The 23,691-nt window shown below is 40.8% G+C and carries 23 protein-coding genes and 1 pseudogene; 12 read left to right on the top strand and 12 right to left on the bottom strand.

Translation table 11 applies throughout. The features are described 5' to 3' along the window. Position 1 precedes the first annotated feature (1 nt). From L4D78_RS18410 to L4D78_RS18420, 3 genes are read left to right on the top strand one after another with little or no spacing between them, the layout of a single operon-like run. Positions 2 to 1,096: an ABC transporter ATP-binding protein gene (locus L4D78_RS18410; RefSeq protein WP_428468292.1), complete on the top strand. Its 1,095-nt coding sequence runs from the start codon at positions 2 to 4 to the stop codon at positions 1,094 to 1,096. 9 nt (positions 1,097 to 1,105) lie between these two features. Then, positions 1,106 to 2,050: a carbohydrate ABC transporter permease gene (locus L4D78_RS18415; RefSeq protein WP_428468293.1), complete on the top strand. Its 945-nt coding sequence runs from the start codon at positions 1,106 to 1,108 to the stop codon at positions 2,048 to 2,050. Further along, entirely contained in the window at positions 2,047 to 2,883 is an 837-nt protein-coding gene (locus tag L4D78_RS18420; RefSeq protein WP_428468294.1) for a carbohydrate ABC transporter permease, read from the top strand. Before L4D78_RS18415 ends, L4D78_RS18420 begins: the two co-directional genes overlap by 4 nt. Positions 2,884 to 3,029: 146 nt before the next feature. On the opposite strand, the gene L4D78_RS18425 is transcribed toward L4D78_RS18420, so the two are convergent. Together L4D78_RS18425 and L4D78_RS18430 are read right to left on the bottom strand one after the other, a co-directional pair. Then, positions 3,030 to 3,449: a DUF3010 family protein gene (locus L4D78_RS18425; protein ID WP_428468295.1), complete on the bottom strand. Its 420-nt coding sequence runs from the start codon at positions 3,447 to 3,449 to the stop codon at positions 3,030 to 3,032. Positions 3,450 to 3,586: 137 nt separating this feature from the next. Next, on the bottom strand, positions 3,587 to 4,105 hold the full coding sequence (locus L4D78_RS18430; protein WP_428468296.1) for a YgjP-like metallopeptidase domain-containing protein: 519 nt from the start codon (positions 4,103 to 4,105) through the stop codon (positions 3,587 to 3,589). 148 nt (positions 4,106 to 4,253) lie between these two features. Between L4D78_RS18430 and L4D78_RS18435 the strand changes: the two genes are divergently transcribed. The 5 genes from L4D78_RS18435 to L4D78_RS18455 all read left to right on the top strand — a co-directional run bounded on the left by L4D78_RS18435 (position 4,254) and on the right by L4D78_RS18455 (position 7,544). Then, positions 4,254 to 4,706 carry a methyltransferase family protein gene (locus tag L4D78_RS18435; RefSeq protein ID WP_428468297.1) on the top strand — a complete coding sequence of 151 codons (453 nt, stop codon included), beginning with the start codon at positions 4,254 to 4,256 and terminating at the stop codon, positions 4,704 to 4,706. A gap of 89 nt (positions 4,707 to 4,795) precedes the next feature. Next, positions 4,796 to 5,188: a hypothetical protein gene (locus L4D78_RS18440; RefSeq protein ID WP_428468298.1), complete on the top strand. Its 393-nt coding sequence runs from the start codon at positions 4,796 to 4,798 to the stop codon at positions 5,186 to 5,188. 191 nt (positions 5,189 to 5,379) lie between these two features. Then, entirely contained in the window at positions 5,380 to 5,757 is a 378-nt protein-coding gene (locus tag L4D78_RS18445; RefSeq protein WP_428468299.1) for a SpoIIAA family protein, read from the top strand. 142 nt (positions 5,758 to 5,899) lie between these two features. Then, on the top strand, positions 5,900 to 6,571 hold the full coding sequence (locus tag L4D78_RS18450; RefSeq protein WP_428468300.1) for an opacity family porin: 672 nt from the start codon (positions 5,900 to 5,902) through the stop codon (positions 6,569 to 6,571). Between the two features lie 79 nt (positions 6,572 to 6,650). Then, on the top strand, positions 6,651 to 7,544 hold the full coding sequence (locus L4D78_RS18455) for a 6-pyruvoyl trahydropterin synthase family protein (RefSeq protein WP_428468301.1): 894 nt from the start codon (positions 6,651 to 6,653) through the stop codon (positions 7,542 to 7,544). A gap of 69 nt (positions 7,545 to 7,613) precedes the next feature. On the opposite strand, the gene L4D78_RS18460 is transcribed toward L4D78_RS18455, so the two are convergent. From L4D78_RS18460 to L4D78_RS18470, 3 genes are all read right to left on the bottom strand, one after another. Next, positions 7,614 to 8,762, bottom strand: coding sequence for a DNA alkylation repair protein (locus L4D78_RS18460; RefSeq protein WP_428468302.1), 1,149 nt, complete (start codon positions 8,760 to 8,762; stop codon positions 7,614 to 7,616). Then, positions 8,723 to 10,246 carry a phospholipase D family protein gene (locus L4D78_RS18465; protein ID WP_428468303.1) on the bottom strand — a complete coding sequence of 508 codons (1,524 nt, stop codon included), beginning with the start codon at positions 10,244 to 10,246 and terminating at the stop codon, positions 8,723 to 8,725. Before L4D78_RS18465 ends, L4D78_RS18460 begins: the two co-directional genes overlap by 40 nt. Positions 10,247 to 10,407: 161 nt before the next feature. Beyond that, on the bottom strand, positions 10,408 to 11,943 hold the full coding sequence (locus tag L4D78_RS18470) for a phospholipase D family protein (RefSeq protein WP_428468304.1): 1,536 nt from the start codon (positions 11,941 to 11,943) through the stop codon (positions 10,408 to 10,410). Positions 11,944 to 12,079: 136 nt separating this feature from the next. Between L4D78_RS18470 and L4D78_RS18475 the strand changes: the two genes are divergently transcribed. Continuing rightward, on the top strand, positions 12,080 to 13,636 hold the full coding sequence (locus tag L4D78_RS18475) for an inorganic diphosphatase (RefSeq protein ID WP_428468305.1): 1,557 nt from the start codon (positions 12,080 to 12,082) through the stop codon (positions 13,634 to 13,636). Positions 13,637 to 13,683: 47 nt separating this feature from the next. Here L4D78_RS18475 and L4D78_RS18480 read toward each other — a convergent pair whose 3' ends face one another. The 4 genes and pseudogenes from L4D78_RS18480 to L4D78_RS18495 form a co-directional block, all read right to left on the bottom strand. Beyond that, on the bottom strand, positions 13,684 to 15,477 hold the full coding sequence (locus L4D78_RS18480) for a MutS-related protein (protein ID WP_428468306.1): 1,794 nt from the start codon (positions 15,475 to 15,477) through the stop codon (positions 13,684 to 13,686). A 122-nt stretch (positions 15,478 to 15,599) separates the two neighbouring features. After that, positions 15,600 to 15,806, bottom strand: a complete 207-nt coding sequence (locus L4D78_RS18485) for a hypothetical protein (RefSeq protein WP_428468307.1) — start codon at positions 15,804 to 15,806, stop codon at positions 15,600 to 15,602. 161 nt (positions 15,807 to 15,967) lie between these two features. Then, positions 15,968 to 16,798: pseudogene (locus L4D78_RS18490) on the bottom strand (winged helix-turn-helix domain-containing protein). Between the two features lie 122 nt (positions 16,799 to 16,920). After that, positions 16,921 to 17,985: a Preprotein translocase subunit SecY gene (locus tag L4D78_RS18495; RefSeq protein WP_428468308.1), complete on the bottom strand. Its 1,065-nt coding sequence runs from the start codon at positions 17,983 to 17,985 to the stop codon at positions 16,921 to 16,923. Between the two features lie 370 nt (positions 17,986 to 18,355). Here L4D78_RS18495 and L4D78_RS18500 point away from each other — a divergent pair, with 370 nt between their 5' ends. The 3 genes from L4D78_RS18500 (at position 18,356) to L4D78_RS18510 (ending at position 19,673) form a co-directional block, all read left to right on the top strand. After that, entirely contained in the window at positions 18,356 to 18,811 is a 456-nt protein-coding gene (locus L4D78_RS18500; RefSeq protein WP_428457614.1) for an acyl-CoA thioesterase, read from the top strand. A 57-nt stretch (positions 18,812 to 18,868) separates the two neighbouring features. Continuing rightward, positions 18,869 to 19,345 (top strand): hypothetical protein, encoded by a 477-nt coding sequence (locus tag L4D78_RS18505; protein WP_428468309.1) that lies wholly within the window; start codon positions 18,869 to 18,871, stop codon positions 19,343 to 19,345. 79 nt (positions 19,346 to 19,424) lie between these two features. Next, positions 19,425 to 19,673 carry a hypothetical protein gene (locus L4D78_RS18510; RefSeq protein WP_428457616.1) on the top strand — a complete coding sequence of 83 codons (249 nt, stop codon included), beginning with the start codon at positions 19,425 to 19,427 and terminating at the stop codon, positions 19,671 to 19,673. Positions 19,674 to 19,770: 97 nt separating this feature from the next. On the opposite strand, the gene L4D78_RS18515 is transcribed toward L4D78_RS18510, so the two are convergent. From L4D78_RS18515 to L4D78_RS18525, 3 genes are all read right to left on the bottom strand, one after another. Beyond that, the gene (locus L4D78_RS18515) at positions 19,771 to 21,114 is read right to left on the bottom strand and encodes a TldD/PmbA family protein (protein ID WP_428468310.1); all 1,344 of its coding nucleotides are present in this window, start codon (positions 21,112 to 21,114) and stop codon (positions 19,771 to 19,773) included. Then, positions 21,114 to 22,499, bottom strand: a complete 1,386-nt coding sequence (locus L4D78_RS18520; protein WP_428468311.1) for a TldD/PmbA family protein — start codon at positions 22,497 to 22,499, stop codon at positions 21,114 to 21,116. The genes L4D78_RS18515 and L4D78_RS18520 overlap by 1 nt, the downstream gene beginning before the upstream one ends. Before the next feature lie 210 nt (positions 22,500 to 22,709). After that, positions 22,710 to 23,690 carry a CobW family GTP-binding protein gene (locus L4D78_RS18525; RefSeq protein ID WP_428468312.1) on the bottom strand — a complete coding sequence of 327 codons (981 nt, stop codon included), beginning with the start codon at positions 23,688 to 23,690 and terminating at the stop codon, positions 22,710 to 22,712. Position 23,691 lies beyond the last annotated feature (1 nt).

Consider the following 23,691-nt stretch of genomic DNA (forward strand, 5'->3'; position numbering starts at 1 on the left):
AATGAATATTTTGACCCTTCGTAATGTGACAAAAAGTTTTGATAAAAACCAGGTTTTAAAAGATATTAATCTTGATATCCAGCAAGGAGAGTTTATTGTTTTTGTCGGCCCCTCCGGTTGCGGAAAATCAACATTGCTTCGCTTGATTGCAGGCTTAGAGCCACAATCCAGTGGCGATATGTTTATCGACAATTTTTTGGTGAATGATGAACCTCCTGGAAAAAGAGGTCTTGCCATGGTTTTCCAATCTTATGCACTTTATCCTCATATGACAGTACGTGAGAACATGGCTTTTGCATTAAAAACAGCGGGCCAACCAAAAGAGTATATTCAAAGCCAAGTTCAACGATCTTCTCGGATTCTTCAATTAGATCATTTATTAGATCGAAAGCCGAGCCAGCTATCTGGTGGTCAACGCCAACGTGTTGCGATCGGCCGTGCGATAGTGCGAGAACCAAAGATATTCCTATTTGATGAGCCACTTAGTAACCTCGATGCTGAGCTGCGGGTTGATATGCGTGTTGAGATATCGGCATTACATAAAAAGCTAAATTCAACCATGATTTATGTTACCCATGATCAAGTTGAAGCAATGACCCTCGCTGATCGCATAGTAGTTTTGCATGATGGTATCGTTGAGCAATTTGGTACTCCCTTAGAGTTATTCAATCATCCCTATAATCTTTTTGTAGCGGGCTTTATTGGCTCACCTAAAATGAACTTCATTAAAGGGGAGATGAGCATAGACGGCTTTAAAAATGCAAATGGGGATAAAATTGCGAATGCTGTAGTTTCTTATGCTGGAAAGCAGTTAACCATGGGAATTCGACCAAAAGATATCCGTCTAGATTTGAATTGTCAGCCTGAATCAATAAAAGCTGAAATAGTTTTAGTCGAAGTGTTAGGTGATGAAACATGTTTGCACTGTTGCTTAGAGAGCGGTGAGAAGATAATTGTGGTTCAAGAAGGTCAGTCAACACAGGCTGTAGGGAATACAGTTTGGTTGTCGTTTGATTCAAATAAGATTCAATTCTTTGGTCCAGATGGTATTAATTTATTTTATGCGACTGAGCAATCTGTTGCTATCGCATCATAGGGGGGATATATGACAGTTATTAATCAGTCCCTTAAACCAGTATCATTTGATAAAGATAAAAAAGTGCCTAAGCTCGCGATGTTACGGCAGCGGGAAGCATGGTACTTTTTGTTACCAATGCTAATTGTTTTAGGTTTTGTGGCCTTGTGGCCATTAACTCGAACTTTCTACTTCTCCTTAACCAATGCATCTTTAACCTCGCCGGAATTAGCTGAATTTATTGGACTAGAAAACTATTATTATCTAGTTACTGATCCTAGCTGGTGGAAGTCGGTATCTAATACACTTTATTTTGCTGTTATCTCGGTGAGTATAGAAACGGTGTTGGGTTTAGCTATTGCGTTGATCTTGAATACGAATATGCCGACAAAAGGTTTGATGCGCGCGGTTGTTTTAGTTCCATGGGCAATACCAACGATTGTATCAGCTAGGATGTGGGAGTGGATGTTTCACGACCAATTTGGTGTGATTAATCAAATATTATTGTCACTGGGTATTATTGGCGAGAAAATCGCTTGGACGGCAGATCCTAATTGGTCGATGAGTGCTATCATTTTTGTCGATGTTTGGAAGACGACACCCTTTATGACTTTACTTATTCTTGCTGGTTTGCAGTTGTTACCTAAAGAGGTCTATGAAGCAGCTAAAGTCGACAATGTTTCGGCTTGGAATAGATTTTTATACATCACCTTACCATTAATTAAACCAGCTATTTTAGTTGCTGTCGTCTTTCGTTTACTCGATGCTTTAAGAATGTTTGATCTTGCATATGTACTGACATCGAGCAGTGAATCAACCATGACTATGTCTGTATATGCGCGCAAGCAACTCGTTGATTTTCAGGATATGGGCTATGGATCAGCAGCTTCAACCTTGCTGTTCTTTATTGTTGCCCTTGTGACAGTATTGTACCTCTATCTTTCAAAAGCACATGCATCAAGGAGTGAACAATGAAAATTTCAACGCAAAAACGTTTGTCGAATATTTCATTTTACGCAATTGTGCTTGTTGTAATTGTGTATACGTTATTTCCTTTTTATTGGTCAGTTGTCTCTTCGTTCAAAACAGGGGCTTCACTATTTGAGGTTGAGTTCTTTCCAACAATTGATTGGTCTAACTATGTCAGTGTCTTGAATGATGGGGCCTTTGTTCGTAATATTTTGAATTCAGTCATAGTTGCGGTAGCCGTTGTCCTTCTATCTCTTTTTTTATCGGTGACTGCAGCTTATGCGTTAGGAAGAGTGAAGTTTAAAGGTAGGACAGCTGTTCTAATGTCAGTGCTGAGTGTCTCGATGTTCCCACAAGTTGTCGTTCTTTCTGGTTTATTTGGAATTATTAACCAGCTTGGCTTATATAACAGTTTATGGGCTTTAATCTTGTCATACATGATATTCACATTACCATTTACTGTGTGGGTTCTTACAACCTTCATGAAAGAGATTCCTATTGAACTTGAAGATGCTGCAAGAATGGATGGATGTTCAACGTGGCGAATGGTAACTCATGTTTTCTTACCTATTATGGGGCCAGCACTGGTTAGTACAGGACTTCTTGCTTTTATTGCAGCATGGAATGAATTCTTATTTGCACTGACATTTATTCTAAGTGATGAAATGCGAACAGTACCTGTTGCTATTGCTATGATTTCCGGTGCGAGTCGCTATGAATTACCGTTTGGTGCAATCATGGCGGCTTCAGTTATTGTTACAGTTCCATTGATAGTATTAGTGTTGTTTTTCCAACGCAAGATTGTTTCTGGCTTAACGGCAGGGGCGGTAAAGGGCTAAAGTATATTTACGTTATTTGCTCTGATTTTACGCAAAGCGTATTCAGATAAGGGGTAACAGGCCGCGGATAAAAAATACCCTCTTTCCAAAAAGAAAAGAGGGTATAGTTCACTAACCGCAGCGCTTAATTAAGCATCAAAAGCGGGTTAGCTAAGGTAAGCGTAACCTGTAGTGAATGCCGCTTCTTGGAACTGGCGCAGGCCAGTTGCACGGAACTCAATTGATAGAGGGTTGCGCTTCATTTTTTGTTTGATGTCTTGATTGCTCATGAAATCAACTTCAACACCATCAATAAGCTGAATTGCAGCTTCAAGTTTAAAACCAATTGCACTACCCGCGAATTTGCCACGAGTTTCACGAGTACGAATAACAACGCGATCGACTTGGTAGTCTTCTAGTAATTTAGCAAACGTCGCTTGGAATTTACGCATTTGCTCATTATCTAGCATATCTTGCATGATGAACTTTTGAGAACGGCATTCAGGGATGTCGAATAGACCATTTTCTTTTGTTAGAAGGCAAATAATCGCCTCATTGCTTCGTAGCTCAACAGCACAAATTTTCATGTAAACACCTAAATATCTTATTAGCACACTATTGTAGGGAAAACTCTGGCAAATGTCAGATTTTTTCAGTCATATACCCTAAGCAGATTCATGAAATATTTCACAGCTTGCGTTTTAGTTACTTATGAGTGCAATCGTTAGGAGTTGGCATAAATAGGACCGTCAAGGTCAAGTTGTGTCAGTAACAAGCGAGTGTCTAGCTCAAGTTGATGGTAATCAGGCTCCATGTGGCAGCAGAGCTTATAAAAGGCTTTGTTGTGATCTTTTTCTCTGATGTGCGCTAATTCATGCACTGCAATCATCTTTAACAGAGGGAGTGGGGCATGTTTAAAAATGGCAGAGATACGGATTTCATTTTTAGCCTTCAACTTTCCGCCATGAGCGCGTGATACGAAAGTATGCAACCCAAGCGCATGATTAACGACATGGATTTTACTGTCATAAGCAACTTTGCTTAAAGGTGACGACTTCTTCAGGTATGAGTTTTTAAGTTCAATAACATAGTTATAGAGTGCTTTTTCTGATTGAATGCTATGCCCAGTTGGGTACTTTTTAAGTAAGTAATCTTTCAATTTGTCATTTTTAATTAAATGATCAATTTGATCCAATAGTGGTGAAGGGTAACCTTGAAGGTACTTTAAGTGCTGTGTCGACATAATGAGAAAAGGCTTCGGCTTTAACGGTATTGTGCTGATTTTATCTACCTGCTAAAAAACACGCAATCAAAACTGTGACTTCAACATCTTGAGGTTAGTTGAGTATCTGCTATATCTAAAGAATCGGAAGTGACGCATGGGAGGCGCTATGAGTTTACGATTACCACCACCGTTGGTTTTAGTGTTTACGTTGGGGGCAATGTATCTGCTTTCGATTTACTGGCCGTTGGTAGAGTTTCATTTTTTTGGACAAAAGGCGATTATATTCCTCTTTCTACTATTCGGTGCGCTCATTGGTTTGGCGGCAATCATGTCTTTTGCAAGAGTGAAAACAACCGTTGATCCAAGAAACCCACACAAAACCTCATCGCTTGTGACTAAGGGGATTTATCAATATACCCGCAATCCTATGTACCTAGGGTTACTGTGCTTATTACTCGCTGCTTTCTTCTATCTATCGGCGCTTTCAGCGTTATTTATGATTATAGCCTTTGTATTTTTCATCAATAGCTTTCAAATTGAGCCCGAAGAGGCGGTATTGGAAGCTATGTTTGGTGATGATTATCGAGAGTATTGTCAGCAGGTAAGACGTTGGTGTTAAAAATATCAGTAGCAAAAAAGTTACAAATTAAGATTTTAATACTATTTTTATTAGAGCTATGGGCTTAATGTTTTAAGAAGGAGCAGCTAATGAAACTAGGGCGTTCAAATGATTTTTTTCCGCTTTTAAAATGGCCGCTAGCCTGTTTGTTTGCTCAAACAGATGAGGTGATTGTTATTCGTCCGAGTAACAGACCTTCCAATTCCAAGATAACATGTGACTTAGCTTCACAAGTGCAGGAAGAAATTAATTTATTGAAGCTAGAACTCCATAAAAATGGCTATCAATTAAGTGAAATCATTCAGACTGAAGTGAGGTTGTCTTCCCTTATTCCCGATGAGCAACTTGATGAAATATACCGATTAATTGAGCAGTTGCCCGGTGAAATCGAAGTTATTGTCGTGGCTTGCAGTAGTCATCAAGAGTATCAAGATACTGGCAAGGAAAAATTAATATCCATTGAGGCGATGGTTATACACTAAGCAAGTTCCCCCCGTAAGAGTAATTTGTATTTTGCGGGGTGCCATTCTTTCCCTTTCTCCTTGATAAAATTAACCTTTTTTCAATCACCTTATGATGCATTGCTTACATATACTTGCTGTTGTGAGAGAACAGCTACACTTGTGTCATAGCTGAGAGTGAATGCTCGAATCATTATTAGTGAGGTTCGTCGATGAGTTATGTACATGGCATTTATGCCGAGATTGATACAGTAGATGATAAAGTCTTTATGGAATTTAAAGCCGTAGGGACATTAACGCATCAAGACTATGAAAAGATAACCCCTCTTATTGATAAAGCGTTAGATGGCATAGATAACCCGATTGTTGATGTTTATATCGATGGTACGGATTTTGAAGGTTGGCAATTACAGGCCGCTTGGGATGATCTCAAGCTTGGTTTGAAACATGGTAAAAAATTCCACAAAGTTGCGATTTACGGTAATCAAGATTGGCAAGAAGTCATGAGTAAAGTTGGCGGGTGGTTTGTGACGGGAGAAGTGAAGTTTTTTGAAGAGCCGCTCGATGCAATAGCCTGGCTTCGTGAATAATTTACTAGGGATTATATGGTATTGATTATTAATCTGAATTAAAATTGCCCTATTATTTTTGATAGGGCATGGCGTGTTAGTTTATACCTTGATTTATGACTTTAAGGTATCGTTAAACAGCAGCCCAATAGGTGTGAAATACATGATACAAAGGATGACAGCTGCTGGTGTACTGCTCTCATTGTTGCCGCTTACAGCAATGTGTAATGAGTCAGCAGAAGCAAACCCAATGGATATGGATACGACGACTCCAACGTCAAAGTACTTCATTGGTCTGCGGAGTGGTGCAAGCTTGATGGGGAACTCTGATAGCATAACGCTAAGTGGTAACACGGTAGATGCCGGAGACTCTGATTTCGAGGCGTTTGTTGCAGTTGATGTAGGCTTGTACACAAAGAACAGCAAGAACAGGGTGTATTACAGCTATGAACATCATGAATCAACCTCTAAATTTAATCAGCAAGACCAGCTAGAAACTGATCTCTCTTTGCATTTATTAAATGCCGACTACATTTATCGCCATGATAAAAAGATTAAACCCTTTGCTGGTTTACATATAGGCTATGCATCTGCAGAGTCTAAATCAAACTCTGGTCAAAGTAACGATGTGAGTGGTTATGCGTTTGGTGTTCAAGCTGGCGTCGCTTGGCAAGTTACTGAAGGGCTGGATTTTGAGATGGGGGTTAAGCATACCGCTTTACCATCAGACCGACGCTCATGGACCTTTAGTGATGGGCAAGGTAATAGTGCGAAAGTCGAATCTCAGCTTAAAACACTAACATCGGCCTATTTAGGCGCGAACTATCGTTTTTAACTGGCTGTTTACACCCAAGTTTAGCTGCGTATAATGCCCTGCTAGTTTAACGACAACCATTATCAGTAAGGACTTCACGTTGAAGCTATTTGTTAGAGATCTTACCGTCATCGATGCCTCTTATTTGTGTGAACAGCGAGGTATGGTGGGGGAGAGTTGGATTCTCGATGTGGTGATGTCGGGCGAATTAAATGAAATGAGCATGGTGCTTGATTTCAGCAGGGTTAAGAAGCAGATCAAGCAGATTGTTGATGAGTACATTGATCATCGTTTAATTGTCCCAAGCTTGAATCAGGCCGTCAGTGTCGCCCAAAGTAAGGCTGGCTATTCAACGGTTGATTTGCTTCGCGGTGACAAAAGTATGTACTTAAATTGCCCCGATGAAGCGTATTGTTTTATTGATGCAGCCGGTGTCACTATCGAGTCAGTGACTGAGCATGTGTACAAGGTACTTAAGGGGAAATTACCCGAAAATGTTCAGGGTTTAGAAATAACCCTTCGTCATGAGAATATCGATGGTGCGCTTTACCATTACTCGCATGGTTTGAAAAAGCATGATGGGAACTGTCAGCGTATTGCGCATGGTCATCGCTCACCCATTGAACTGATTGTTGAGGGTAAGCGCGATAGCCAACTTGAACAGCTTTGGGCTGAACGCTGGACGGATATTTATCTTGGTAGTGCTGAAGACCAGTGTGCCGTTAGCGCACTTGCTTTAAGCTCTGCAGCGAAAGACGTTTCTGACAACGAGCATTTCGGCTTTCGCTATACGACGGCTCAGGGAGAGTTCCAGTTAGCAATCTCACGCGCTGAGGTTGAAATGCTTGATACCGATACAACAGTAGAGCTACTTGCGCATTATATTGCAGAGCAGGTTGCACCTTTAGTCGCTGACGGCAAAACGTTAGATGTACTCGCCTACGAAGGTGTCGGTAAAGGGGCAATGGCATCAGTGATAGGCTCTTCTCGGTAAGCAAAGTTTCTAAGTTTTATGATGTTAAAAGTCCTGAATGCAAAAGCAAGCAGGGCTTTTTTTATCGGCTTATATCAATTCAAACTCTTTTTTTGCTAACTCGAGGCCATTAAGAATAATTGAGAGCTGGTGGCCTCCAAGGTGGAATTTTCGTGTTGTGATAATTTTAAAGCTTTGCTTTCTTTCGACCAAATACTGGCTATTCGCTTCAATTTCTCGCTCACTAATTTTAAAGACTTTACGTGATAGAGAGCCATTCTGTTTTTTGTAGTAAACAGCATATTCTAATCTTAGCTTTTTGGGCTCATCATTTTGATTATGCACACAAAAAGAAAAATTCAAATCTGTGCCTACCTTTACTTTCGGGTTTTTAATATCAAACGCAGACATGTAGATCCCACGGCTGTCAAAACCAAAAAGCTGTAGAACGTCAGGGTCAGCATTCTTGAGCAATGTCCGACATGCATGCTTAATCAACCTATTGGTATTATCGCTTTGGCCATAATGTGTTTTAGCGAATTGAATAACAAAATGAGGATTGTCTTTGGCAATGTCATTTAAACTGTTAGCGACGCTACGCCTAACCGCTTCGCACTCATCCCCTTTTAACAAGAGTAAGATGGGCAACAGCGGTGAAGGGTCTTGCTTTAATGACGACAGTGCCATTCCCCAAGGTAATCGTGGCCTTGCTCCCTCACTAGCAAGTCGTCTGACTCGTCTATTTTGATGTGATGCCCAAAGCGTCATTTGCGCTAACATTTCACGTTCATATTTTACAATGAATGGTCTTACCGCAAACTCACAAGTAATAAAAGGTGTTACTACCTCAAAGGCTGCGATTGCTTTGTTGTAGTCATTGATACCATAGCGTTCAATATACTCAGCTAAAAATAAATATTCTAAGCTATCTGGTTTAATGTCAGCACTCTCCAAGCGCTTCACAAGCGTAAGGAGATATTCAACGGCTTCATCAAATTGCTCAGGCATAAACTGATGAAGTACCTTGGTTGTATGTGTTATGCGTTGTTTTAATTCGTACCCTTCAAATTCTTCACAAAAAATGCGAGAGGTAAATTCCTTACGATTAAAGTTAGGGATAACGTCAATAAGAACCCCCGAGAGGGAATCATAAAAATCGTCAGAGAAAAGGTCTTTAAATAGAGTGCTCATTGAATGCCTTAAAGTTGATCTTCTATCGGTAATACTCCAGCCATCCAAGCGCCTATTCGAAGCCAAATACTTGCGTCTGGCTCTGAGTCGAAAGAACGGCCTGACAGGTCGTTATGCCAGACAATATCGTTGCTTTGATTGAGTGATAGTCGATAGGTGCCTTTTTTCAATGCAGACTCAAAACCACGGTAGAGCAACCGGGTAAAGCCCGGAGCATCAATGAGTACACCCATCTCGGTATTCAAATAGGCAGAGCGAGGGTCAAGGTTTGATGATCCTACAAAGATTTTCCGGTTATCCATGATAAAGGTTTTAGCATGTAAACTTGTACGTGAACTACCGAGCCATGATCGTTTTTTCTTTAGGCTGGGGTCAACTTTTACTTCATAGAGTTTGATACCTGCAGCGAGTAAATCTTTACGGTATTTCGCGTACCAACCATGCACGGCAAATACATCATTAGATGCCAATGAATTGGTAATAATAGTGATCTCAATGCCCTGTTCAGCGGCTTTAATTAATGAGGCTGTCCCTACTTCTGTTGGTACAAAATATGGCGATATCAGTAGAAGCTTAGAGTTGACATTTTTTAGTGTTTCACCGAGCTCATGAAGCATTAAATTGGTTTCATCAGGCGCGTAGACTTTTGATGGTAAATCATAGTAGAGCCTCGCCTCGCCCCAATGGAAGTTGATAGTTTGATTTTTAACGTGTTGTGCTAGAGGAGAGTCAGAAAATTTTTCTATATAGTCAGACCCCTTAAATGCAGCTTTTAATGCATGCTCCCAACGAACGACATCGCTTGGCGAAAGGGGACCAATATTTTTAATAATCGACTCAATAGGGGAAGCTGGTTCACTGTTCCAATAAAGATCAAATTGGGCTGAAATATCAGGAACGATCGGGCCAAGAGTCAGAATATCAAAGTCACCGAAATCAATTGATCCATTAGCAGAAAAGTATTCGTCGCCTATGTTTCGCCCACCAGTAATGGCAAACGCCCCATCGGCTATCAATGCTTTATTATGCATTCGACGGTTTAGGCGATCAAAATCTTTGAGCCCAAAAATCCGGAAAAAGCGTTGATGGAATGCATTGAATAGTCGAACCTCAATATTCGGATGACGAGAAAGTGAGGCAAGAATTTTATCATTACGTGACTGCATATCATCCAGTAACAACCTAACTCTAACCCCTCGTTCAGCCGCTTGGTAGAGTGTATATGTCAGTAGCGAACTGGTATTGTCATCGCTGTATATATAGTACTGAAGATCGATACTTTGTTGTGCTGAATCGATAAGAGCTAAACGAGCCCATAAGGCTTCTTGCCCATCAACTAAAGGGTAAAACCCCGTGAGTTCTGGGTTCGCTTTAAGATAGGGTAATGCTTGAGAAGCAAGCTCCGTATCTTTGTTAAATGGTATTGATTGGCTGACCGTTTTTAATGAAGCTGTAGGCTTGTTGCAACCGAGAAGAGCGCCAATAGTTAGCACAAACAGCAAGACAATAAAAACTTTAAACTTGGAACCCATATGTAATTAGCGTTAACCTATTTTATTAATTGATAAGTTTAATCGGGTAAGGCATCCTTTACAATTCTTTCATTTAAATGTAAAAATACCCGCGATTGTGTGAGAAATCATTGGTTAACAGGCTTGCTTTATTGTGCTCATAATGGCTTTTAGTAAGCATTTTAGAGCTGATCTTCTATTGGAAGAATGCTAGATAGCCAAGCCCCCATTCGTAGCCAAATACTCGCATCTGGTTCAGTTTTATAACTTGTCCCTAGAAAGTCGTTGTGCCACTTAATATCACCATTTTCATCGAGTGCCAATCGGTATGTGCTCTTACTTAGGCTGAGATCTGCATCTTTGTACACTTCGGCCGAAAATTCTGGTGATTGTAATAGAATTCCCATCTCAGTATTGATGTATGCAGAGCGGGGGTCAAAGTTGAATGAACCAACAAACACTTCTTTTCTATCAATTATGAATGTTTTTGCGTGTAGGCTTGTACGAGAGCTACCGAGCCAAGAGTGATTCTTTTTCACACTAGGATCAACTTTTACTTCATATATTTTCACACCAGAACGTAGCAATTTTTCTCGGTATTTTGAATACCAGCCGTGTACAGCAAAGACATCATTTGATGCGAGTGAGTTGGTAATGATGGTGACGTTAATGTCATTTTCTGCTGCACTAATGAGTGTTGCAGTTCCTTTTTTTGTTGGAACAAAATAGGGAGAGATAAGTAAAAACTCAGACTCAGCACGATCTATAACATTACCAAGCTCATGCATTAAGAAGGTGCTTTCTTCGGGAGCATACACTTTAGAGGGCGTATCATAATAGAGCTCAGCTTCTCCCCAGTAGAAGTCAATCGCCTGATTGAGGATTTGCTTAACTAAAGGTAACTCGGCAAGTGCTTCGGTGTAACTTGAACCTTCGAAGGTATTCCTTAGTGTTGTTTCCCATCGTTCGACATCATTACTCGATGGTGGTGTGATATTACTGACTAATGCTTCAACGGGGATGGAGGGTGCACTATTCCAATAAAGATCAAATTGTACCGCGATGCCTGGAACAACCTCGCCTAAGGTTAGGATGTCAAAGTCACCAAAATCAATAGCGCCATTTGCTGAAAAGTATTCATCACCAACATTCCGTCCGCCAGTGATGGCAAAAGTACCATCAGCGATTAACGCTTTGTTATGCATACGGCGGTTTAAACGATCAAAATCACCGATAAACCCAAACAGTTTAAAATCTCGGTTTTCAAAAGGATTAAAAAGTCGAATATCAATATTTGGATGACTAGATAAAGATGCCATCGCGTTATCACTTCGAGATTGCATGTCATCCAAGAGAATTCTAACTCTTACTCCACGCTCGGCGGCTTGATATAAAGCATATGTGAGTAAAGAGCTGGTATCGTCGTTACGATAAATATAGTACTGCAGGTCAACACTTATTTCTGCTGCGTGAATAATGGCCAGTCGCGCCATTAATGCTTCTTGACCGTCATCGAGAGGGTAAAATCCAGTAAGATCTGGGTTACTGCTTATGAAAGGGGAAGCAATTGAAGCCAGTTTGGTGTTGTCAGCCATTGGAATGGAATAACTTGATGTTTTTTCGACCGCTTTAATGTCGGTAGAGGTGCTGCAACCAGTAAGTACACCACTTGATATTAACAGCAGCGATGTAAGAATCGCCATAATCGGGTTTGTCATAAATTTATAGTTAACTTCATTCCATTATTAACAAGAGTTTAATGTGCCAAGCACTTGTTGACAATTTTTTCAYCAATCTGTCAAAAAGTGCTCGTATATTTTGTATAACTTTAATTGATGGATTAATAACTAAAAAATGAATGTGTTGAATAAAATTGGACTTTCCTCTGTAGCCATATTACTTTCTTTTCCGCTTTTTGCTGAAGGCTATGAGGGTGTCAAACGAGGTGACGCAATAGGCGTTACTTTACATCAGTTAAAACCCACTCAACCCTCAGTTGGCTACGATCAGGTTTATTATAAACTGGGGCGTTTTCAATATGACACAGAAAAGCAGTTTGATGAGGTGTGTGAAGCGAATGGTCAGAAGGGACTTACTGATTTTAATTCACAATCACACCCTAATATTCCAAGTTCCTTCTCTTGTAAAACTGCCGTAGGAAAAGAAAAAAGCGACATGAAAACGGTGGTAATTGCACCGGATAACAACTTGTATCTAACGGATGGCCATCATACTTTTAATACTTTCTGGCACATGGAAGGTGGCGGTGCTGCTTTTAAAGTGAATGTTGTCGTTGACCAAGACTACCGAGCGCTTGAAACAATGGACGCGTTTTGGCAGCAGATGGAAATTGATAAAAACACGTGGCTATTCAACCAAGATGGTGACGCTATCAGTTCCGAGGTTTTACCTACATCGTTAGGCCTACAGCATTTTTCGAATGACCAGTACCGGGCATTAATGTATTTCTCTCGTGGTATTGGCTGGGATAAGCCTAAATCACCTGTACCATTTTTAGAATTCTATTGGACAAAAGCATTACGCGAAAATATCGATTTAAGTCAATTTGATTTGCAATCACAGGATGGATACATCGCTGCAATAACAGCAAACAGTAAGGCTATTTTGGCTTTAACCGATACCAATTTAGGTGGCTCAGGTAAGTCGGTTTCTGAAATGGGGCAATTTGATACCTTCAATAGCAAAGGATTAGCGAAGGCGAGCAAACGCAATAGTAAATTAGATTACATGCTACGTTATAAAACAGCATCCACGTCAAATGGCTTGGCTTATGATAAAGCGGTAAACCACAGTAAAGCATTGTTATCGCCAGATGAGTTTAGTATTGAGGCGAGCCATGACTTAATGGCACTTCCTGCAATGAGCGCGGAAGGTACAGTAAATGCCATTGTTGAGATCCCTACGGGGACATCTGCAAAGTGGGAGCTAAATAAAGACAATACCAATCAAGTGATTTGGGAGTTTAAAAAAGGCAAGCCAAGAGTTGTGAACTACTTAGGTTACCCTGGTAACTATGGCACTATTCCTCAAACCGCATTACCAAAAGAGTTTGGTGGTGATGGTGACCCATTAGATGTCATTGTTCTTGGTCAAGCTGTACCTCGTGGAGAAGTGGTGCAAGCTCGTTTGATTGGAGTGCTGAAAATGCTAGATGACGGTGAGCAAGACGATAAGCTGATTGCTGTTATTGCGAATGACTCACCCTTTCAGGACGTTACGTCAATGAAGCAGCTAGACCGTGAATTTAGCGGTGTCTCTGACATTATTCAGCTTTGGTTTAGCAACTATAAAGGCGCAAATGGCGGCATGGAAGTACAAGGGTATGAAGACGCGCCAGTTGCACAAGAGGTGTTGCAACAAGCGATGGCCTTCCATCGTCAGCAAGGCTAAAAAGAACGATACCCAAGTTACCTCAAGTTGCAGGGTTCTGAGTGAACTCACGGGGTAACATTTATTCCTATCATTTTCATAATATGCATAGCATTGCGTGTTTCAGACTGACCAGAGTAGATTTTGTAATCAAACTTAATATGTTTATTTACGTAGTGCTCGCGAAAATGAAAGTTCGCAAAATGCTCAGGGTGGTGAGTAGCATACGTACATAATTCTAAATCGTGGGTTGAAACCATGCCACAGCATTTTTTTATACTCAGCTGGTTTAATATCATTGTGGCTGCATCAATCCTGTCTATCGAATTGGTCCCACTGAATATTTCGTCTATCACAAAAAATGTTTTGTTCAACTCACTTTTATCTAATAATAATTTTATTCGTAATAATTCAGCATAAAATGTCGATATATTATCGCTGAGGTTATCCCGTTTTCTCATCGACGTGACAATTGAAAAATGCCCGCAGATAAAGCCATCAGCATATACAGGCGCTCCCGCATAGGCAAGCAATAGATTCGTGGCAATGGTACGTAAAAACGTACTTTTACCTGACATATTTGATCCGGATATAATTGATACCTTATTCGTTTTTTTTAAACTAAAATCATTTCCGATACTTTTTTTATAATGGATCAAAGGATGTTTTACATTGTTCGCTGTAATGCATTCAGAACTGTTTACCGCTGGCATGGCCCAGTCTGAGTGTTCAAAACGCAATACTGCCAGTGATGATAATGCTTCAAACTCACTGACAACATCCAACCAGGTGCGAACATACTGCCCATATGACACTTTCCAGTTCCGTGCAGAAATATAGCAATTCAAATCCCACATAAAAAATAAATTAATAAAAAAGTGCAACATCTGATTATAACGTAAGTCTGATTTTTGCGAAATTTGACTTAGCTGCAACATGCGTTGTGACGCACTGAGATCTTCAACAAATAGTTTTTCTTTCTCACGTTTCAATAACGCAGAATTAAAATCAACGGACTCAATCAAGCCTAAGACATTTGAGTAAGCTAGAAATAATCTCACGATACCATTTACATCACTAAAATAAGCAATTGTTTTCTTTTTATAATAAAGATAGATAATTGATTGAATCGTATAGAAGAATAAAGGCACGACAACGGTATGAAAGACAAGTAAATCCAGCAAAAGAACCAACAACGAGATGACTGGTAAAATTCGGATCACCTTGGCAACATGGCTACCAACTATATTTACGGTTTTAATTTCTAACCAATCAATAAAATCATTCGGGCTTTTATTAGTGATATTGGCTGTTTTCAACTCTATATTTTGCCGAAAATCGATCATACCTGATAACTCATCCACGGCTTTTTGTGAATTGGCTATATCTGTCGAACCGTCGCACAACTTGGCTGCAAGTTTCTGACGCCCTAAAAATGTATAAGTGGTATTTATATACTGAAAAATTGACGACTTTCCAAAGACATCAAGATCATAACTAAACGGGTGTGCATCATCAATAAAATCTGCACCAGTATCCTCAAATGTCCGCCATTCATCATCCATGCGTTTAACCCCATTTTCATTAATGAGGATCAGCCTTTTTAACTGTGCAATACGCTTAAACAGCCTTGAATGAACAACAATCAATAAAATAAAAATGAATAAACTAATAACCGTAACAGTATAAACGGAAATACCGTCGTGTGATTTGTAACCAAAATAAAATGAGCTCGACATAACAAGGAATATAAAAAGACGGAAATAACTAATAATCGCTATTCTTTTGTTTTTGTCATTTAGCTCTTGGGAAAACCGTTTAATTCTAGAGAGGTATAAACCTCTGACATTGCGACCCATCATCAAGCTCTCAGTGGAATAACAACACATAACATAGAAGAAACTTACCACAATAGCCTTTAATTTAAAATGCGTATATCACTTAGTAAATGTATACGCATCTATCTCGTGATCATTAAAATTAACTAGTAACGGTACACTTGCGCTTTAATTGAAGATGCTTTCCTATTATTGATAAACTGAAATGATTTTAAAAATAATGGATATTTTTCTAATATTAAATAAGCTTTTACAACGAATCGCTCAAATTTACCGCCACCAAGTTGATAAGGGTTTCGATTTATTTTTGCATAATTCTCTTTATATAAAAGTTCCCATGGACTATCTCCCATAGTAAACCATAACAACTGTTTTGTTTGACTGGTGGACCTAACCCGTTTTAATGGTCACGCATAACCAATCAGGAGATTGAATATGTTAAACGTAACGAAAAAGGGCATATTTAGAAGATGCTTCTTCACTCTCTTAAAGAATTCTAACGTTAAATACCCAATCATCTTGAAGATGCAGACTTTAGTACCTGAAAGTTGTCATTAAATCGAGACGTCAATGAGCCTGCGACCTCTGGAAGAGTGGCAGTAAAAAATTGGTCTATAGCTTCCTTGAAGTCACGTTTACTCTTGAAGTAAACGTTATTCCTCGACTTCTCGTTCATCACTTTCAAAAGTCGTACTATAGGATAAAGTCAGCTACGACTACCTGTTGTTTCAAGCACTTTATCTTGCCGTGTACGTATCCAACCATGCGTGATTTTGGTCGCCTGCGTTGGATGAACAGCAGTAATGAATAAAATCGATTCACCTACGCTACAGCTCGCTTTAAGAGCGGCATAAGCCTCGATAAAAGCCTGCTGTTTTGCTTCATCAAACTTATGTGGGACACCTTTGGGCATCTTATAACTATAGCCATTCAGATGAAGCCATTTGTTCATACCTGAGACACTGTATTGCACGCCAAAATATTCCATTACGTAGGATACGATTTGATGAGTATGATGGTAGGCATGCTCAGTCAGATGCTCTATTAGCGCCATAGTTTGAATGACAGATAAGTATCCCGATGACCCGCCATTTTCAGGTGTCACTTTTTCATATTGTTCATAATATTTGAGATGACGAAGAACTGTCGTTTCATGGATGCGCAGAGCTTGTGAAATCATGGAAGTACTCCAACCTTCAGATCCAAGAAGTACCGCTTTTATATGGTCACGCACTCGACCATCACGAGTTTTATCATGTTGGTTTTCAAGTTCGTGTTTCTGCTTTTGGGTTAGAGTTATTTCATAGTGTGTAGCATGATCCTGATTTTGTGGAAAATCAAGCACCTTCAATGATCACGGGTAGATATACAACGAAGTAACTTGGGTATATACAAACAGAAAAAAGCCCGAGCAGTTTAACCTATATAGTTTGCTACTCGGGCTTTTTTGCATACACGTTAACGTGATTAACTTTCAGCGACACCGTGCCATTGATAGTGATTGTTAGGCTTTTTACTTACGATACCTTCTTCCATAAACTGTTTGAAAATATCATCAACCTCATCGCTGCCAACCTTCAAGTGACGTGTCACAGCGCGTTTGGTACAGTTCACCTGGTTATTGCTAAGTGCTTCGATGGCCTGTTCATAAAGTGTTTTTGGTTTTTCTGGTTCTGCAGGCGTTACTGGCTCTTCATTCCCTTCCATTTGTATGGTGGATTCTGTTGCCTGTTGTTTATGCGTTAAAAACTCCGGCTCTTTGGGTTCACTATTATTTCTAAACGTGTCAATCGTAATGGGGTTTAAGCGACGGAACTGATTTCGAAAACGTAGCTCTTCACCGATAAGACCAACAAAGAAAGCAGCAAAAAAATCGAGTAATACCGATAGGAAAATCACCAAACCCAATTGAGCCGTTTGTGTTTGAACCTGCATCGACTTCGCTAAGCTGTCAATTAAGCCAATAACCGAACCTTGGTTTACAACGGGCAAGCTGTCACGTTCAGCCGCGAGTGTTTGTTGCTGCTTACGCAATTGTTCATTTTCTCGCTGAATACGTGCTACACCCATAGCGATACGCTCCATTTGGATGTACTTTTCAGCTGCCACATTATTGAGTTCAATTTGCTTATCAATTGCTTCAATTTGCATATTGAAGGTATTAACTCGGCTTTGCTGAACATTCACATGGCTTTGTGCTTGGTTGGTTGCGCTGTTAATTCCACCTACAGAGCCACCAATCGAGATAGCCGCGAGTACGGCGTAAAAAGTAAAGGCTGAAAATGCGCCAGTGTAGTTACGGCGTGCTCGGCGCTCGCCATATTCATACCAAGCAAAAAATTTACCTAGTTCAAAAATAACCGCAAGGCCGCCAAATAAAATCTGCATGACTGGATCTTCATCGATCGATAAGAACAGCAGAAGTGAAAAGATAATGGAAGCAAGAATAGAGGCGCCAGTAAAACTGTACACCGACCACATTGCAAATGTTCCCTTGGGGTAGCGAACTGGAAGATTGTCATTGTAAAGCATAAGTTATCATCTTTCGGTGGGTGGTAAACCCAGATAAGAGACGGCAATTAGCATACCGCGTTGGTTGCCCGCTCTATAAAAAAAGGTGGCTAAGCATACCTTATAATTACCGCTCAACCCTTATAAATTAAGGCATTTAGCACTTCCCCGCCGAAATTTTACACGGCGTTGTCACAACTGGAGAAATGTTGTTCAACTTACAATGTAACTACACAGTTAACGTGCTAGAACTTTGTACAATAGGACTGGTTAGATCTCGCTTTTGATAACGAATGTTGCAAATTTGTTGTTAGCGGTCTAGGTTAATTACTCTAAGGTAAACGGCTGTTTAATTTTTTTTAAAAATCAATGCACGTTCAAGGATGGCAGTATGAAAGCACTATTGGATGACTACCCTGTGATTACGACGATCCCTGTTGCGTGGGGAGAAATGGATGCACTTAATCATGTTAACAACGTAGTCTACTTTCGTTATTTTGAAACGGCACGATTGGAGTACTTCTCACATATTGGCCTAATGGAAGAGTTGGCCAAAACGCAGGTTGGCCCAGTATTAAGTGAGACTAGTTGTCGTTACAAGTTGCCCATCACATATCCTGATACACTGCTTGTCGGTAGCCGCGTTGTTGAAATAAAAGAAGATCGCATTGAAATGGAATACCTTATTGTGAGCAAAAAGTTAGGCAAAATTTCAACAATAGGTAAGGCAGAAGGTGTGATGTTCGATTTTAAGAACAATTGCAAAGCGGGGGTGAGTGAAACAGTTAAGCAGCGGATTATCGCGTTACAGCCAGAACTGGCGTTAGAATATAGGGTAGTGCAATAAATTAGTCATAAAATCTTATTATGATTAGTTACCCCTGAGACTGATGGCAGAACAGATGTGAGCAGCAATCAAAAGCATGATGCTATTCTGAGTAACCCTCAAGTATCCAATACGACAAAAATGTCTGGTATCTCAGCTGTGATTAGTGAGAAAACAACCCCGCTTTATTATACTGAGCGTGAGCGAGTAATGTATGAACGATTGGGGCAGGCATATGCTTGGTATCAGGTACTTAATGATGAAATACAGCCCATTGAGCAATCATTGTTGAGTGCACACTATGAAATTTGGCCTTCATTAACCAAATTTAAATTTAAACGTTATGCTGATCTCATTGTAAATGAAGCTCATGTGATGTTTGAAGTGGAGAGAATTCAAGCCAAATCACCTGCAACGAGCGAACAAAAGCAATACATCGAGCACCTGAACCAACAGCGCCGACAGCTTTACCCTGAATGGAATAGGGCCAAAAAAGCATTAGAATACATTGAGTCTGAAAAAGCGTACTTACGTGCATTTAGAGAGTTGACCTAAACCTGATAACGATTGTTATGGCTATACTTACTATCGTCAGGTGTTCTCTCAGACAAGTTGTTCAAGATAGAGGTAGGCCATGTTTATTGTTATACAGCACGACATTACCAACCCTGAATTGTTCTGGCAAAAAGCGGGTGGGGCGTTAACGCATCCGCCTTCTGGCATGCGTTTACATTCAACCTTTGTTGTTGAAAGGCATACACTTTGCCAAAGTATGTGGGAAGCTGAATCTATCGATGCCATTCGTGATTTTCTTGAACCTGAGTTGGGGGGAGCAAGTAACAGTACTTATTGCCAAGTTGATCCTGACAATGCGATTGGCTAAATATCAAAGTAGAATGATTAAAAAGGGCGGTTATATGCTCTTAACGAGTAAGAGCTTATTAACCACCCATTTTTAGGCTTTACGATTGAGGATTATCTTACTTACCTGCAATACTCAGCTTATTGAAACGTATAGTAGGGGCGTAAAAATCACGCTCATAATCATGCGTTAGCGTATTACCTACGGCATCAATCTCTTTGATCATTTGATAGAAGTTACCAGCTACCGTAATGCCTCGAACAGGTTGAATTCGTTTGCCATCGCGGCAAAGGAAGCCACTCGCACCAAATGAGAAATCACCACTTACCGCATCAGCACCAGAGTGTACGCCTTGCAGCTCAACTAACTCTAGGTACTCACCTGCAGTCGTTTCGGCTTCAGAACTTGTACCCGTTGCGATGACGGTATGACGTGAAGACACACCTAACCCGCCTTTTGCCGAGCGAGAACCGTTGGCTGTATTCTCAATACCAAAGAAGCTGGCGGTATGGCTGTTATGCAGCAAACTCTGTAATTGGCCTTCGCCAATTAAAATTGTGTCACATGTTGTAAAGCCTTCACTATCGAATGCTTTAATTGCTGAGCCACCTTCAATATACGCAATATCTGAAACAGTAAGCAGTGAACTTGCGACAGTTTGGTTTATAGAGTTACGCCATGGGTTGATACCTTTCATGGCAGACTGGCCAGATAAACACATCCCGAATGCACCAAAGAGATTACTTAAGCAACTCAGGTCGAAAATAACGCTGTAATTCCCTGTTTTAACCGGTGCGCCGTCAAGCAGTGCCTTAGCCATCTCATAGCCATGCTCAATACAGTAGCTTGGGTCTAGTTCATCAAAGCGGCGACCTGAAGACATGCCGCCATGCATGGCTTGCTTACCTTTTTGCTCATATAAGGTATACGCGTAGCAATAGCTTGAACGTTCTTGGTGATAGCAGCGAGTACCTTGTGTATTGGCTAAGATCACTTGGCTGTCTGATTCACCAAAACCATTATAAGGTGCAGATGTCGCATTAGGCTTAGCAACGACACCACTTTCGAGTGCCAAGGCCAGTGCGATTTTATCATCGACTGAGGCATTATCTTGTTGATAAATTTCTGGGTTGTTTGTCGTCAGTTGGCTATTTACGCAGCTGATGGTTTGATGCTCATCTTTTTTAGTGAACAGTGCATTTTGTAATGCCTGTTCAACCATCATATCAAGGCTTGCTGGCTCAATAGATTCAGAGTAGCTGGTGGCGACATGCTGATCTTTTATGATGCGTACGCCAATCACTTGACCTGACGTGACTTTGTATTCATCTAACTCGCCAGCATTTGCTTTGAGCGAGAAATTGTTACTGCCGCTGGCAATAACATCGGCTTCAGCGCCAGATGACATTACACGTTCAAGTACATGATCAATTGCACTTTGTAGTTGTTGTTGATCGGCCATTAGTTACCACCTCCCACAAGAATGTTATCGACTTTAAGCGCAGGTTGTCCCACCGTAGTAGGGACCGAGCCACTGACCGAGCCACACATACCGGCAGCCAGTTCGAAATCGCTGCCAACCATTGAAATCTCTTTGAGCACTTTAGGGCCTGTGCTGATCAGTGTTGCTGACTTGAGAGGTTTAGTGATTTTTCCATTTTCAACAAGGTAAGCTTCCTGCACTGCGAAATTAAACTCGCCCGTACCTGGCTGAACAGAGCCGCCACCCATTTTTTTCGCGTAGATACCACGTTCTACACCGCTGATCATCGCTTCAAGAGAGCTATCACCCGCTTCGATAAATGTGTTACGCATACGCGAGGTTGGTGCATATTTGTATGACTCACGACGGCCAGAACCTGTTGGCGCAAAACCTGTCTTTAATGAGCCCATATGGTCAACCATAAAACTAGTCAGCTTACCGTCTTTGATAAGTTGAGTTCGCTGGGTTTCCATGCCTTCATCATCAATATTGATAGAGCCCCATTCGTTGCTCATGGTGCCATCATCAACCGCATTAACGACAGGGTTGGCAATCATCTCGCCCATTTTGTCATGGAAGACAGATGCTTTTTTCGCGACAGATGTGGTCTCTAGTAAATGTCCACATGCTTCGTGGAAAATGACGCCGCCAAAGCCATTACCGATAATGACGGGCATTTCGCCAGAAGGGCAGTGCTCAGCATAGAGTTTGACCATGGCTTGTTTGGCCACTTTTTGACCTAGTTCTTGTGCATTGAGCTGTGAGTTGAACTCCCAACCGGTTAATGCGCCAGGCGCTTCAAAGCCAGTTGATTGCTCATTGCCATTTTGTGCAATTGCAGTTGCAGCAACACGGGTATAATGACGTGTATCGGCAATGTGCAAGCCCGTTGAATTGAAGATTTCAACTTGTTGTTCACGCTGGAGGATACGGCCAATAAACTGAGAGATCTTATCGTCTTCATGCCGCGCAGCATCATTGGTTTGACGTAAGAAGGCAATTTTAGCCTCTAAATTTGCACCTTGAGCCAAAGGCAGTTGGCATTGGTGTTTATTGGTATAACGGCTTAAATTCAGTGAACCGGCGGAAGCGATTTGATCACGTTTATCCTTTGCGGCAAGTAGGCTAGTCACGCGCTTTAATTCTTCTTCGTCGGTACTATTGGTATAACCATAAAGTACTTTATGCCCAAAGAAGAGTCGTACACCGATACCAAAGTCGATACCAGAGTTAACTTTATCAACATCACCTGAGATCAGCTCTACAGAGCTTGATTGATGATGTTCAACGAACAATTCGGCAAAATCCGCACCGAGAAAAAGTGCGTGATCGATAACCGTTTGTGCAGTAGCAGGGTTTAGCATAGTYGCTCCTTGCGTGATAGCAATTTGGTGCTGCGTGGGCATCACCAAAATGGTACGTCTGTCTTGTTTTCACAAAGGTATTCAGTGAAAACGTTGATCAGTTGTTATCGTTATACCAACTTAGGCAAACTTTCATCAAAAATTTGCCTACATTGGTTTAATTATTAGCAGGTTATAGCGATTTTTAAATATATAAACCGGCTTATTGAGTTATTTTTCACCCGCGAGAGAGCATAAAATCTCTTCGAGTTCATCCCAAGGTAGTCTGTCTTTATCGATAATTTCAATACGAGACTCAAAGCCTTCTAATGATAACTCGTTAACCGAAACGACTTGGTTAACCACGTTAAATGCAAAGCAGCCTTGCTCGGTATTAACAACGGCTTTAACGCGTTGAGCATTGATATTTGATAGCAGAGAAAACATCTTAGAAAAATCGAATTCTTGCTCAACCGCAAAGAACCAACCGCAGCTGTGATAGCCCTGACCGCTATTTTCTTTACGAATAAATAACTGCCCAGGTGCTAACTCGAACCCCGGTAGTGGGGCAACATCGTCACCGTGATGATGGTGGTGACTATGTTCCGCTTCACGTTCAATACGCTCTAGGTCGAGTAAATCAAGCGCAAGCTCACCTTGAGTTACTTTAGCAATGGCGGCTTTTTTGGGCTCCGCTTGATTGACATATGCGTCGAAGGCAAGCAAATCGTAGTCGGTACATTCATCGATTTTATTGGCAACGACAATATCAGCCAACGCGATTTGATCTTGGAAGTTATGGTTATCAGTGTATAGCGGATCAGACACATGGCGAGGGTCAACCAAGGTGATAGTCGCTTTTAAATCAATGTAATCGCTGTATGTATCAGAGATCATCTTGTTGATCATTTCTTTTGGGTGGCCTAAGCCTGTTGGCTCTAGAATTAAGCGATCTGGTTTTTGAGCAAGAAGAGCATTGATGCCGACCGACATGGGTAAACCAGCCACGCAGCACATACAGCCACCTGGTACTTCTTTAACGATCGCGCCTTGTTGGTCCAAAATTGCACCATCGACGCCGACGTTACCGAACTCATTAATTAGAATGGCCCATTTTTCATTTTCAGGCTTACGCGCCAATAGTGACAAAATAGAGGTTGTTTTACCTGCGCCAAGAAAGCCGGTAATGATATTTGTTGGAATGCGCTTCATA

Origin of the sequence: Photobacterium minamisatsumaniensis, from assembly GCF_050336695.1 — a bacterium.
GTDB lineage: Bacteria > Pseudomonadota > Gammaproteobacteria > Enterobacterales > Vibrionaceae > Photobacterium > Photobacterium minamisatsumaniensis.

Coding starts and splice junctions, on each gene's coding strand:
- L4D78_RS18410 (WP_428468292.1), top strand. CDS start 2: ATGAATATTTTGACCCTTCGTAATGTGACAAAAAGTTTTGATAAAAAC.
- L4D78_RS18415 (WP_428468293.1), top strand. CDS start 1,106: ATGACAGTTATTAATCAGTCCCTTAAACCAGTATCATTTGATAAAGAT.
- L4D78_RS18420 (WP_428468294.1), top strand. CDS start 2,047: ATGAAAATTTCAACGCAAAAACGTTTGTCGAATATTTCATTTTACGCA.
- L4D78_RS18425 (WP_428468295.1), bottom strand. CDS start 3,449: ATGAAAATTTGTGCTGTTGAGCTACGAAGCAATGAGGCGATTATTTGC.
- L4D78_RS18430 (WP_428468296.1), bottom strand. CDS start 4,105: ATGTCGACACAGCACTTAAAGTACCTTCAAGGTTACCCTTCACCACTA.
- L4D78_RS18435 (WP_428468297.1), top strand. CDS start 4,254: ATGAGTTTACGATTACCACCACCGTTGGTTTTAGTGTTTACGTTGGGG.
- L4D78_RS18440 (WP_428468298.1), top strand. CDS start 4,796: ATGAAACTAGGGCGTTCAAATGATTTTTTTCCGCTTTTAAAATGGCCG.
- L4D78_RS18445 (WP_428468299.1), top strand. CDS start 5,380: ATGAGTTATGTACATGGCATTTATGCCGAGATTGATACAGTAGATGAT.
- L4D78_RS18450 (WP_428468300.1), top strand. CDS start 5,900: ATGATACAAAGGATGACAGCTGCTGGTGTACTGCTCTCATTGTTGCCG.
- L4D78_RS18465 (WP_428468303.1), bottom strand. CDS start 10,246: ATGGGTTCCAAGTTTAAAGTTTTTATTGTCTTGCTGTTTGTGCTAACT.
- L4D78_RS18470 (WP_428468304.1), bottom strand. CDS start 11,943: ATGACAAACCCGATTATGGCGATTCTTACATCGCTGCTGTTAATATCA.
- L4D78_RS18475 (WP_428468305.1), top strand. CDS start 12,080: ATGAATGTGTTGAATAAAATTGGACTTTCCTCTGTAGCCATATTACTT.
- L4D78_RS18480 (WP_428468306.1), bottom strand. CDS start 15,477: ATGATGGGTCGCAATGTCAGAGGTTTATACCTCTCTAGAATTAAACGG.
- L4D78_RS18485 (WP_428468307.1), bottom strand. CDS start 15,806: ATGGGAGATAGTCCATGGGAACTTTTATATAAAGAGAATTATGCAAAA.
- L4D78_RS18495 (WP_428468308.1), bottom strand. CDS start 17,985: ATGCTTTACAATGACAATCTTCCAGTTCGCTACCCCAAGGGAACATTT.
- L4D78_RS18500 (WP_428457614.1), top strand. CDS start 18,356: ATGAAAGCACTATTGGATGACTACCCTGTGATTACGACGATCCCTGTT.
- L4D78_RS18510 (WP_428457616.1), top strand. CDS start 19,425: ATGTTTATTGTTATACAGCACGACATTACCAACCCTGAATTGTTCTGG.
- L4D78_RS18515 (WP_428468310.1), bottom strand. CDS start 21,114: ATGGCCGATCAACAACAACTACAAAGTGCAATTGATCATGTACTTGAA.
- L4D78_RS18520 (WP_428468311.1), bottom strand. CDS start 22,499: ATGCTAAACCCTGCTACTGCACAAACGGTTATCGATCACGCACTTTTT.
- L4D78_RS18525 (WP_428468312.1), bottom strand. CDS start 23,690: ATGAAGCGCATTCCAACAAATATCATTACCGGCTTTCTTGGCGCAGGT.